We start from the raw sequence: 12,557 nt of genomic DNA, 5'->3' as shown, positions 1-12,557 counted from the left end.
TTCCCCGGGTTGTACCCGAGGCTATTATTGTTGAACCACTTCGTGGTTCGGTGTGCTGTATCAACTTCTATCTCCAAGCTTCCAACATCCAGCCTTTATTTAAATTCTCTTTATTCTATTTTTTTCGTAATCTTCAAAAATCATTTCTCCCAAACCGGAAAGGCCTGTTAAAAAGGCTTTTCCTTGATTTTGAGCAGTAAATGCATTTACAAACTGACGAAGATAAGGATCTTGTGCAATCATAAATGTGGTGATCGGAATTTTAAGCTTTCTTGCTTCTGCTGCTTTGTTGAGACATTGGTTGACAATTTTTTCATCTAAACCGACACTATTCATGTAAAATTCTCCGGTAGGAAGCTGAATACAGCTTGGTTTCCCGTCGGTGATCATGAAAATCTGTTTATTGGTATTTCTTTTTCTGCGAAGAATATCCATTGCCAATTCCAACCCGGCAACGGTGTTGGTATGATAAGGTCCGACTTGTAAATAAGGTAGGTCTTTGATTTTGATCGGCCACGCTTCATTTCCAAAAACAATAATATCAATGGAATCTTTTGGGTATTTTCGTTTGATTAATTCCACCAAAGCCATAGCTACTTTTTTGGCAGGCGTGATACGATCTTCACCATATAAAATCATGGAGTGGCTGATGTCGATCATCAACACAGTACTCATTTGCGCTTTGTGTTTGGTTTCCTCTACAATAAGATCGTCTTCTGTCAGTCGTAAGTCTGAAATTCCGTTATTGATTTGGGCATTTTTTAAGCTTTCAGTCATGTTCACCAAAGAAAGATCGTCTCCATATTGGAAATTACGGTTTTCACCGTCCCGTTCATCACCGACTCCTGTTTTTGAAGTGCGATGGTTTCCTACACCGCTTTTTTTGAGTTTTCCGAAAATTTGATCCAATGCATACTCACGCAAAGCGGCTTCAAGTTTGGCGGTCAGTATATTTTTGCCTTTTCCTGATCCTGAATTACCGTCTTTAGAATCTTCTTCCTCTTTGATGTATCCGCGTTTTTTTAAGTCTGCTTCAAAATCTTCAAGAGTATATTCATCGTTGAAAATGTTATATTCTTTATCAAGCATATCGAGCCAGTCAAAAGCTTCCTCAATATCACCCGAAGTATGCGTCAGCAAATCTTTGAAAACATCAAATACCCGATCAAAAGGCGATATATCTTCCGGAATATGTTTACTGAAAGTATATCCTTTTTGATAATTAAAATCTTTATTTGTCATAAGATATGATGCTGTTTAAAACACTACAAGTTATGGAAATATTTTTGCAAGATTAGGGTTGGGAAAATAGAAAATAGTAATGATGGTGATAGAAATAGGAATAGTATTTATGCCAATTAAATTAGATTTGTTTTAGAACTTTTTGCTTTATTTTATTATTATCTAATTCAACTTTCTTTTCCAAAACCCTTATCTTTGCTTCATTAAAATAAGACATGAAAGATTTAATGGGTAAAGCGATCTGGGACTATTTTCACAATGAAAATCCCGAAGATCTGCAGACTGAAACTTCAATTTCCGAGCTGGATGAACTTCCGGTAGAATATCTTTTCAGAGATTTTGAGGAAATGAATGAAATCGAGCAAAAAGCATTGGAATTATCTCAAGGAAAAGTTCTGGACATTGGAGCAGGAGCGGGCTCACATTCTTTATATCTTCAAAATGAAAGAAATCTTGATGTCTTGGCTTTAGATATTTCTCCAAAATCTATTGAGGTTTGTAAACTGAGAGGAATCAAAAATGCAGTATGTGAAAATATTCTTGATTTTTCAGATCAAACTTTTGATACGATCTTATTATTAATGAACGGAACAGGAATCTTTGAAACTCTTGAGAAAATTGATAGTTATCTTAAAAAACTTCATTCTTTATTAAATGAAAATGGTCAAATCCTTATCGATAGCACCGATATTCTGTACATGTTCGACAAAGATTATGATGGTGGCGTTTATATTCCTGCGGGAGGATATTATGGTGAGTTAGATTATATTGTTCACTATAAAGGTGAATCTGAAAATCCGATAAAATGGTTATACCTTGATTTTTTCACCCTAAAAAATGCCGCTGAAAATAATGGTTTCAACATTGAAAAAGTAATGCAGGATGAAGATTCTTATTTAGCAAAATTAACTAAGAAATAAACAGTTTTTTTTTCATTGCGAGGAGCAAAGCGACGAAGCAATCTCAACTTAAAAACGATGTTTAAACTTAACTTTTCTTAAAGTCTTAACAGAATCTTTATAGTTAAAAATTTGAAATATTAAGATTTATTTAAGTAGTTAAGATTTTTAAGAGATTGCTTCGTCGCTTTGCTCCTCGCAATGACCAATAAAAACAAAAAAGACGCATAAATCTATGCGTCTTTCTTTATTTAAATATTGAAGATTATCCAATCTCAATACCATTTTCTACATGAGAATCATCTGGAGTTACAAAAGATAATTTTCCGTCTGGTTTTGTCGTTAATAACAACATTCCCTGAGATTCAATTCCTCTGATTTTTCTTGGAGCAAGATTTAATAAAATCATAACCTGCTTTCCAATAACTTCTTCTGGAGTGAAACTTTCTGCAATTCCGGAAACAACTGTTCTTACGTCAACACCAGTGTCAACAGTTAATTTTAATAATTTATCAGCTTTCTCAACTTTTTCAGCTTCAATAATAGTAGCTGTTCTTAAATCGATTTTCGTGAAATCATCAAAAGTTATTTCCTCTTTCATAGGATTTGCGTTAGGGTTTGTTTTTTTATTATTTTGTTTTGTGTCTTCTAATTTTTGAATCTGAGCTTCGATTACATTGTCTTCAATTTTATTAAATAAAAGAGGTGCTTCTTCAATTTCATGACCAATTTCAATATGAATTTCAGAGTTTTGTATATCGCTCCAATTTTTCTTTTCAATATTAAAATATCCAAATAATTTATCAGCAGTGAATGGCATAAAAGGTTCACATAATTGAGCTGTTACTGCTGCAATTTGTGCTCCAACAAACATTGCTTGACCTGCAATATTAATATCATCTTTTATTGTTTTCCATGGTTCTGCATTTTGAAGATATAAATTACCATAATCTACTAAAGCCATAAATGCATTTAACGCATTTCTAAACTCATACTTCTCCAAATAATTTTGAACATCATTTACAGCTGTATTTATAGCATTTTTACTTTCATCATCTAAAATACCATTAGGTACTTTTCCTTCAAAGTTTTTATTTGTGAAAGAAATTACTCTATTAATGAAGTTTCCGAATTTGTTTACTAATTCTGAGTTATTTTTAGTTTGAAAATCTTTCCAGGTAAAATTGTTATCCTTCGTTTCAGGAGCAGAAGAAAGCAGAGCGTATCTCAATACATCTTGCTGTCCAGGGAAATCCTGAACATATTCGTGTGCCCAAACTGCCCAGTTTCTTGACGTTGAAATCTTATCATTTTCAAGATTTAAAAATTCAAAAGCTGGAACATTGGTAGGCATGATATAATCTCCGTGAGCCTTCATCATCGCAGGGAAAATAATACAGTGGAACACAATATTATCTTTTCCGATAAAGTGAACCAAATCACTGTTTTCGTTTTGCCAGTAATCTTTCCAATCTTTTCCGTTTTTTGCAGCCCATTCTTTCGTGAAAGAAATATATCCAACCGGCGCATCAAACCAAACATACAATACTTTTCCGTCTGCGTTTGGAAGTGGAACAGGAACTCCCCAGTTCAGATCTCTAGTCATAGCACGAGGTTTTAACCCATCGTTTAACCAAGATTTAACCTGTCCGTAAACATTAGGCTTCCAGTCGTCTTTATGGCCTTCAATGATCCATTCATTAAGGAAATCTTCATAGTCGTTTAATGGAAGATACCAGTTTTTAGTTTCTTTAAGAATCGGAACATTTCCACTTAACATTGATTTTGGATTAATCAGTTCTGATGGAGAAAGGGTAGTACCACATCTCTCACACTGATCTCCGTACGCGTTTTCGTTTCCACAATTCGGACAAGTTCCAACGATGTATCTGTCAGCTAAAAATTCATTAGCTTGTTCATCAAAATACTGCTCAGAAACTTCTTCTGTAAATTTCCCTTTTTCGTAAAGAACTTTAAAGAAATCCTGACTCGTGTCATGATGATTTTTAGATGTTGTTCTAGAATATTCATCAAAAGAAATCCCAAGATCTGAGAACGATTTTTTGATGATCTCATGGTATTTGTCTACAATATCTTGTGGAGTAACTCCTTCTTTTTTTGCTCTGATGGTAATAGGAATTCCGTGCTCATCTGAACCACAGATAAACGCTACATCTTTTCCTGATCTTCTCTGAAATCTTGCGTAAACATCCGCAGGAATATAAACACCTGCCAAATGTCCTATATGAACCGGTCCGTTTGCATAAGGCAAAGCTGCCGTAATCATCTTTCTGTTTGACATTTATAGTAAAATTTTATCTGCAAAGATACGGATTATCTCCCAAAAACTCTTGCTAGTCTCCGTTTAAAAAGCTTTAAAATTGTTTATGAAGTTTGAAATATTACATTTAGTTAAACCGATGTTTAACTTATTGTTAACTGTGGCAGGTTATTATGTTTTGCATAATTTATCGTAAATGAATGAAAAACAGTTAATTGGTTTAAAACACTCAAGCAATTTACATAATTTTATCTTAATTTTCATTAAATTTATGATAATTCTATTTTTTTTATAAATTGCAAGCCTGACTATATGTCAAAAATTATTATAAAAAACAAACTATATAAAAAAACAATATTGTGAAAAATTTTACAACGGTATTAAAAATTGCGCCTGCTTTTCTCTTGGCAAGCACAATGATACACGCACAAACAAAAGACTCTATTACTAAGGAGAAAAAAATAGAGGAGGTTGTTTTGATTGGATATGGGAAGCAGAAGAAATCTGATTTAACAGGTTCTATTACTTCTGTTTCTGCCAAAGATTTTAATGGGGGTGCAACTTCAGCAGGACAATTGATTCAAGGGAAAACACCTGGCGTGCAGGTTACCAATAATAGTGGAGCTCCTGGATCTGGTACAACAATAAGAATCAGAGGAACTGCATCATTGAATGGTAATAACTCTCCATTAATTGTTATTGACGGTGTCCCGCAAGATTTTGTTGGGGTAAATGGTGTATCTGATCCTCTATCATTAATTAACCCTAATGATATTGAAACATTTGATATTTTAAAAGATGCATCAGCAACGGCTATTTATGGTAATCGTGCTACAAATGGAGTAATTTTAATTACGACGAAAAAAGGAAGTACAGGAAGATTTAAAGTTAATTTTTCTACAGTAGCTTCTGTTTCCTCAAAAATGGGTAATGTGGATGTTTTAAATGCTGATGAATTTAGGAATTTTGTTAATACATATGCATCAGCTGCATATAAAGCAAAATTGGGAAGTGCTAATACCAATTGGCAAGATCAAATTTATCAAGCCGCTTGGGGAACAGACAATAATGTTGCATTCTCTGGAGGAATTAAAGGTTTACCTTATCGTTTGTCTGTAGGTTATAACGAGCAAAATGGTATTGTAAGAACAAACTCATTTAGAAGAACTTCGGTAGGTTTAAATTTAAATCCAAAGTTTTTTGATAACCATTTATCTGTTAATGTAAGTGCAAAAGGTACTTTCACTGATAATAGATTTGTAGATGGAGGAGTTATTAAATCTGCAACTTATTTTGATCCTACACAGCCAATTTATTCGGGTAATTCTAATTATGGTGGATATTATGAATGGCTATTGAATGGGGGCTTAAATGTAAATGCAAATGCAAATCCGTTAGCTACTTTGATGGCTAATCATGATGTTTCATCTGTTTTAAGAGGTTTAGGAAATGTTCAGTTAGACTATAAATTTCATTTCCTTCCAGATTTACATTTTAATGTGAATGCTGGTTATGATTATACTAAAAGTGAGGGGCAGAAGAAAGTTGATGCAATGTATAAATCTGGATTTAATGACAAAGGAAGCTCGAACATTTATAGCATGGAGAAAAAAAGTAAGTTATTAGAAACTTATTTCAACTATGTTAAAAATATTTCGGCAATCAACACAGCTGTAGATGTTACTGCTGGATATTCCTATCAAGATTTTGTAACATCAATTCCTGGTTCTACAACTTACAAAGGGGTTGAGCCTTTTATAACTGTTGCAAACAGTTTTGAAACACAAAATACTTTAATATCATTCTTTGGTAGAGCTATTTTCACTGTTGCAGATAAATATGTGATTTCAGGATCATTAAGGAGAGATGGTTCTTCAAGATTTTTTAATGGAACCAGAGATAATCTTTGGGGATATTTTCCAGGAGTTTCAGTTGCATGGAAGTTAAACGAGGAGAGTTTTATTAAGAATATTTCTGCAATTAATACATTAAAGTTAAGAGCAGGTTGGGGTAGGACAGGGCAGCAAGAATTGCCAGCGTTGGATGGAAACAAGCCGTTCAATTATCCGGCTTATGCAGCTTATAACCCAAGTGGACCTGGAGCAGGATATCAATTTGGGAATCAATATTATTTTATGTACCGTCCAAATATTTACAATCCTAACCTTACATGGGAAACTACAACTACTAAAAATATTGGGCTAGATTATGGATTCATGAAGAATAGAATTTACGGATCATTAGATTGGTTTAGAAAAGATACAAAAGATTTATTGGTTCTTTCTAATGTTGCAGCAGGGGATTTAAGTAATCAAAACTTATTAAATGTTGGAAATATGGTAAGTAGGGGAATTGAAGGTAGTATTACTGTAGTTCCTGTAAAAAATCAAAATACAACATGGGAAGTAAGCTTTAATGCAACTCATTACAAACCTGAAATAACTAAACTATTAGAAAGAGCCGATGCAAACTTTAATATTCCTGTAGGGGGAATTGAAGGAGGTTCTGGAAATACAATCCAAGCACACGCTGTTGGTTATGCACCAAATGCTTTTTGGGTTTATCAACAGGTGTATGACAATAATGGAAAACCAGTAGATGGTGTATATGTTGACAGAAATGGGGATGGGAAAATAGATACATCTGATAAATATTATTATAAATCTACAACACCAGATGCAATTTTAGGATTTTCAACAAAAGTTTCTTATAAGGCTTGGGATATAGGCTTGAGCGCTAGAGCAATATTAGGTAACTATGTTTATAATAATGCATCTTCAAACAGTTCGTTACAATCTGCTTCTACAAATGAGTATTTACAGAATGTTTATTCTACGGCACCTGTTTATCAGTTTGAAGTTCCACAATATTTTTCAGATCTGCATGTTGAAAATGCATCTTTCTTAAGATTAGACAATGTTAATATTGGATATAATTTTGGAGATGTCTTTTCTAAGGGAAGTAATTTAAGAGTTTATGGAATGGCACAAAATGTTTTTGTGATAAGTAAATATTCTGGAATAGATCCCGAAGTTTTTGGAGGGATAGATAACGGTTACTATCAAATGCCTAGAGTATATTCATTAGGTCTTAATTTTCAATTTTAATTAGTAAGTAAGATGAAAACAAATAAAATAACAAGAAATATAATATTAACGGCAGCTGTTGTTGGTCTGTTATCTGTAACTTCATGTATTAACGATCTTGAGAGAGAGCCAATTACGGATGTTACATCTGCAAGTGTTTTTAAAGATTTTGCAAATTATCCTAATGCACTGGCTAAATTGTATGGAGGTTTAGCAATGGGGGGGCAGGTGAGTGGAGATGGAGCTACGTATCCTGATAGTGATATCAATGGTATTAATGGTGGTTTCTCACAGTATACACGATTAATGTATACTATGCAAGTAATCTCTACTGACGAAGCCGTAATTGGTTGGAATGATGGGAATTTACATACGATACATAAGATGACTTGGGATTCTTCCAATGAATTTATTGCTGCATTATATTACAGAATTTATACGGAAATAGCTTTCTGTAATGAGTTCCTTAGAAATGTAACGGATGAAAAATTAGCTTCCAATAATATCACAGGAGATAATTTAACAGAAGCAAAATACATGCGTGCAGAAGCCAGATTTTTAAGAGCGCAATCATACTATCATGCGCTGGATTTATTTGGAAATGTACCATTTGTAGATGAGGCTTATCTTCCTGGATCGGTTAGCCCTCCTCAAAGAATAGAAAGAGCAGCTCTTTTTAATTATGTGGAACAAGAATTAATTGCCAGTGCAAATGATTTGAAAAATCCAAAAGCTAATGCTTATGGTAGAGCTGATAAAGCTGCGGCATGGTCATTATTAGCAAGACTGTACTTAAATGCAGGTGTTTATACAGGAACTCAAAGAAATAATGATTGTATTACCTACTGTAATAAAATTATTGGAGCAGGATATTCATTAAAGTCCAATTATCAGTCTCTATTCTTAGCTGATAATAATCTTAACAATCCTGAAGCTATTTTTACCGTTAATTTTGATGGAATTAATACACAGACCAATGGAGGGACTACTTATTTAGTTCATGCTTCGGTAGGAGGAACTATGCCTGCTACAGATTTTGGAATTAATGGAGGATGGAGTGGTATTAGAACAACTAAAGCTTTCGTTGGGAAGTTTCCAACAAATGGAAGTGATAAAAGAGGTAATTTCTACATGAGCGGCCAAAACCTTGAAATTAATGATTTAGGATCATTTAACGATGGGTATGCTTTTATTAAATTTAAAAATGTTAAAAGTGATGGAACACCTGGCGCAAATAATAACTGGGTTGAAGCAGACATTCCATTATATCGTTTAGCTGATATCTATTTGATGTATGCTGAAGCTACTCTTAGAGGGGGTAATGGAAATGTAGCTACTGCTGTGACTTATGTAAATGATTTAAGACAAAGAGCCTACAGTAATACAACTGGTAATGTAACTTCTATCAATTTGGATTTTATTTTGGATGAAAGAGCAAGAGAGTTATCTTGGGAATTGACGAGGAGAACAGACCTTATCAGATACGGTAAATTTACAACAGGAGATTACGTTTGGCCATGGAAAGGAAATATAAAAGATGGAAAAGCTGTTGAAAATTATAGAAATCTTTATCCGATTCCTGCAAAAGACCTTGTCGCAAACCCTAATTTAGTTCAGAACCCTGGGTATTAATTATTATAAAAAACACTATTAAAAATGAAACATTTATTTAAAATATTAACGATAGCTTTTATAGGTCTTTGGATTATTTCGTGTGAAAAAGATGAAGATCAAGCAATTCTTAACGAAACAAGCCAAGGTAAAGTTTCTTCAGACAAAACCATTGCTGTTTTGAATGAATTAATGGCAGGTAATCCGATAATGAATTTTACTTGGACAAAACCAACTTTTAATTTAGCTATAGTTCCGTCACAGCAGATAGAATTCGGAATTAAAGGAACAAATTTTAAGAATAGTATCGGTTTTGATGCGGGAAATGATTTGACAACAACCGCTATTACTCATGCTCAGTTAAATGCTGTCATGTTTAATTTAGGAGCAACACCAGATACGGCAAATCAAATTGAAGCAAGATTAAAAACAAAAGCTGGATCAGCATTTTTTTATTCGAATGCTATAAATCTTACAATAACTCCTTACACCCCAAATCCTGATTTAGTATATCCTAAAATCAATGTTCCTGGAGGATATGCAGGAGCTGCAGGATATGCAGACTGGACTCCAAATAATTCTCCGAATCTATTTTCTCCTGAAAAAGATGGAAAATATAGAGGGTTTATTTACATTTCAAGTATTGGTGATGCTGGGAAACATAAATTCACTATTAATGAAGACTGGCCAGGAAATAAAGGTGATGATGGTACAATGATGGGTAAATTAGCTGTTGACGGTTCAGATATACCTGCAACTGCAGTTGGAGCACATTACATAAAAGTTGATTGGAATGCAAATACGTATTCTGATGTAGTTGCTAACTTCGGGATCATTGGTGATGCTACACCTACCGGATGGAGTTCAGATACAAATTTTGTCTATAATCCAGCTACGAAAACTTATATCATCAATTCAATTGCTTTGAATAATACAGGGTTATTTAAATTTAGAGCTAATGACGATTGGGTTATAAAATTCCAACCGGCAGCTGGAGATCAAACTCTGACTTCTGGAGCAAGTGTTGTTACTTATTTAAATTCTGAAGGAACAGTTACAGATGATCCAAACTACAAAGTAGATGTTGCAGGAAACTATAAAATTGAATTAGATTTACATAATTCAGCAAATTATAAATTAACTGTTACAAAATTATAAAACAGACCAAATTTAGTTAAGAAAGTGTTGCTTTTTAGCAGCACTTTCTTTATTTTTAAAACTTATAATTAGTTATTATGAAGAAAATGACAATCGGAGCATTCTTGCTCTCAATGATGTTTGGAGTTGCCAATGCACAATCTTTAAAATCACCGGACGGAAAGTTTGAAATGAGTTTCCAGTTAAAAGGAGGAGTACCTTATTATAACCTAAAATACAATGGGGCAACAGTTGTTGAAGATTCCAAATTAGGGTTGAGGTTATTTAAAGATACTTCGATAAAATTTGCCTCGGAGATTGCAAAACCTGAAGATGCAAAATTTGATCTTAACAATGGTTTTACAAAAACAGACGAAAAAAGAGATTCTAAAAATGAAACTTGGCAGCCTGTTCTTGGTGAAAAGAAAAGTTATATTAATAATTACAACGAATTGGCAGTTACGCTTAATCAGGCGTCGGCAGACAGAAGTATTGTTGTAAAATTCAGATTGTTTAATGACGGGTTGGGATTCAGATATGAGTTTCCACAGCAGAAAAACTTAAACTATTTCACAATTCGTGAGGAAGATTCTGAAATCGATTTCCCAACAGATATGAAAGCTTGGTGGATGGTTGCAGATTACGATTCTCAAGAATATCAATATCAGGAAACAAAGATTTCTGAAATCCCTGCAAGATGGGACAAGGCTTTTGATGCCAATGCTTCTCAGTCTTTAGTTAAAAATGCCGTTCAGTCTCCATTAATGCTGAAAAAAGAAGGTAAAGATCCTTTATATATCAATGTTGCGGAAGCTGCAGTTTTGGATTATCCGGCTTCACATTTAGAAGTTGATGCTCAGAATTTCAAATTTAAAACTCATTTGACAGCAGACAGACAAGGGGCGAAAGGATATATTCAGACACCTTCTGTTACGCCTTGGAGAACGATTATTGTTTCACCAAAAGCAGAAGAAGTGATGGCTTCGAAAATGATTTTTAATCTTAATGAGCCTACAAAATATACCGACACCTCTTACATTCATCCAACAAAATATATGGGCGTTTGGTGGGAAATGATTATCGGGAAATCTCAGTGGGCATACGCGCAACCAGAATCAAATGTTCATATCGGACAAACCGATTTTTCAAAATTAACGCCAACCGGAAAACACGCTGCCAACAATACAAAAGTTAAAGAATATATCGATTTCGCGGCTGAAAACGGCTTCCAAGGTCTATTAATTGAAGGCTGGAATATCGGTTGGGAAGACTGGTTCGGTCACTCAAAAGAATTTGTTTTCGATTTTACCACACCTTACCCGGATTTTGATATTAAAATGTTGAATGAATATGCTCATTCAAAAGGAATTAAGCTAATCATGCACCACGAAACTTCCGGTTCTGCAACGAACTACGAAAGATGGGCAGATAAAGCTTTCCAACTGATGAACAAATACGGTTATGATGCGGTTAAAACTGGTTATGTTGGAGACATCATTCCAAGAGGAGAGCATCATTATTCTCAATGGACGATCAACCATTTCTACAGAATTGCTGAGAAGGCTAATGAGTATAAAATCATGGTAAATTCTCACGAATCGGTTCGTCCGACGGGAGAAAGCCGTACATATCCGAACTATATTTCCGCAGAAGCCGCTCGTGGAACAGAATATGAAGCATTTGGAGGAAATAATCCTGATCACCAGACGATTTTGCCATTCACAAGATGGATGGGAGGTTCTATGGACTATACGCCGGGAATTTTCCAGACAAAATTAGATTATTATTTTCCTGGAGATAAACGTTTTGTGAAAACTACATTGGCAAAACAGTTAGCTTTATATGTTACAATGTACATGCCTCTTCAAATGGCAGCAGATTTACCTGAAAACTACAAAAAGCATATGGATGCTTTCCAGTTTATTAAGGATGTAGCAGCAGATTGGGATGATACAAAAATCTTATCGGCAGAACCGGGAGATTATGTGATCACGGCTAGAAAAGCTAAAGGAACAGATAATTGGTTTATTGGAGGTATTACCGATGAAAACAAGCGTGAATATACGGTAGATTTTTCTTTTTTAGATAAAGGCCAGAAGTATGAAGCAACAATCTATGAAGATGGAAAAGATGCTGATTATATCGACAATCCTCAAAGTTATAATATCTACAAGAAAGAGATCACAAATAAATCAAAAATCACTTTTAAAATGGTAAGAAGTGGTGGATTCGCAATTTCTATCAAAAAAGTTAATAAATAATTTAAAATTGTGTTTTAGATAATAAAATATTTATCTATAT

Annotated in this window: 7 protein-coding genes; 5 read left to right on the top strand and 2 right to left on the bottom strand. The window is 34.0% G+C overall.

Translation table 11 applies throughout. The features are described from left to right. Positions 1 to 99 precede the first annotated feature (99 nt). Positions 100 to 1,242 carry a vWA domain-containing protein gene (locus tag AC1Q7L_RS17285; RefSeq protein ID WP_492307169.1) on the bottom strand — a complete coding sequence of 381 codons (1,143 nt, stop codon included), beginning with the start codon at positions 1,240 to 1,242 and terminating at the stop codon, positions 100 to 102. 215 nt (positions 1,243 to 1,457) lie between these two features. Here AC1Q7L_RS17285 and AC1Q7L_RS17280 point away from each other — a divergent pair, with 215 nt between their 5' ends. Continuing rightward, positions 1,458 to 2,162, top strand: a complete 705-nt coding sequence (locus AC1Q7L_RS17280) for a class I SAM-dependent methyltransferase (RefSeq protein WP_492307170.1) — start codon at positions 1,458 to 1,460, stop codon at positions 2,160 to 2,162. A gap of 244 nt (positions 2,163 to 2,406) precedes the next feature. Here the strand turns inward: AC1Q7L_RS17280 and metG are convergent, their stop codons facing one another. Further along, positions 2,407 to 4,443 (bottom strand): methionine--tRNA ligase, encoded by a 2,037-nt coding sequence (gene metG / locus AC1Q7L_RS17275; protein ID WP_492307171.1) that lies wholly within the window; start codon positions 4,441 to 4,443, stop codon positions 2,407 to 2,409. 338 nt (positions 4,444 to 4,781) lie between these two features. On the opposite strand from metG, the gene AC1Q7L_RS17270 reads away from it, so the two are divergent. From AC1Q7L_RS17270 to AC1Q7L_RS17255, 4 genes are all read left to right on the top strand, one after another. Next, a complete protein-coding gene (locus AC1Q7L_RS17270; RefSeq protein WP_492307172.1) occupies positions 4,782 to 7,529 on the top strand; it encodes a SusC/RagA family TonB-linked outer membrane protein in 2,748 nt (915 codons plus the stop codon). Positions 7,530 to 7,541: 12 nt separating this feature from the next. After that, positions 7,542 to 9,140: a RagB/SusD family nutrient uptake outer membrane protein gene (locus tag AC1Q7L_RS17265; RefSeq protein WP_492307173.1), complete on the top strand. Its 1,599-nt coding sequence runs from the start codon at positions 7,542 to 7,544 to the stop codon at positions 9,138 to 9,140. A gap of 24 nt (positions 9,141 to 9,164) precedes the next feature. Continuing rightward, positions 9,165 to 10,277 carry a SusE domain-containing protein gene (locus AC1Q7L_RS17260; protein WP_492307174.1) on the top strand — a complete coding sequence of 371 codons (1,113 nt, stop codon included), beginning with the start codon at positions 9,165 to 9,167 and terminating at the stop codon, positions 10,275 to 10,277. A 77-nt stretch (positions 10,278 to 10,354) separates the two neighbouring features. Next, positions 10,355 to 12,517, top strand: a complete 2,163-nt coding sequence (locus tag AC1Q7L_RS17255) for a glycoside hydrolase family 97 protein (RefSeq protein WP_492307175.1) — start codon at positions 10,355 to 10,357, stop codon at positions 12,515 to 12,517. The last annotated feature ends 40 nt before the right edge of the window (positions 12,518 to 12,557 follow it).

It is taken from the genome of Chryseobacterium sp. GW823-FHT05E08, from assembly GCF_058795655.1.
The sequence above is the reverse complement of the archived record's forward strand: the minus strand, read 5'-3'. Positions and strand labels throughout refer to the sequence as shown.

Coding starts and splice junctions, on each gene's coding strand:
- AC1Q7L_RS17285 (WP_492307169.1), bottom strand. CDS start 1,242: ATGACAAATAAAGATTTTAATTATCAAAAAGGATATACTTTCAGTAAA.
- AC1Q7L_RS17280 (WP_492307170.1), top strand. CDS start 1,458: ATGAAAGATTTAATGGGTAAAGCGATCTGGGACTATTTTCACAATGAA.
- metG (WP_492307171.1), bottom strand. CDS start 4,443: ATGTCAAACAGAAAGATGATTACGGCAGCTTTGCCTTATGCAAACGGA.
- AC1Q7L_RS17265 (WP_492307173.1), top strand. CDS start 7,542: ATGAAAACAAATAAAATAACAAGAAATATAATATTAACGGCAGCTGTT.
- AC1Q7L_RS17260 (WP_492307174.1), top strand. CDS start 9,165: ATGAAACATTTATTTAAAATATTAACGATAGCTTTTATAGGTCTTTGG.
- AC1Q7L_RS17255 (WP_492307175.1), top strand. CDS start 10,355: ATGAAGAAAATGACAATCGGAGCATTCTTGCTCTCAATGATGTTTGGA.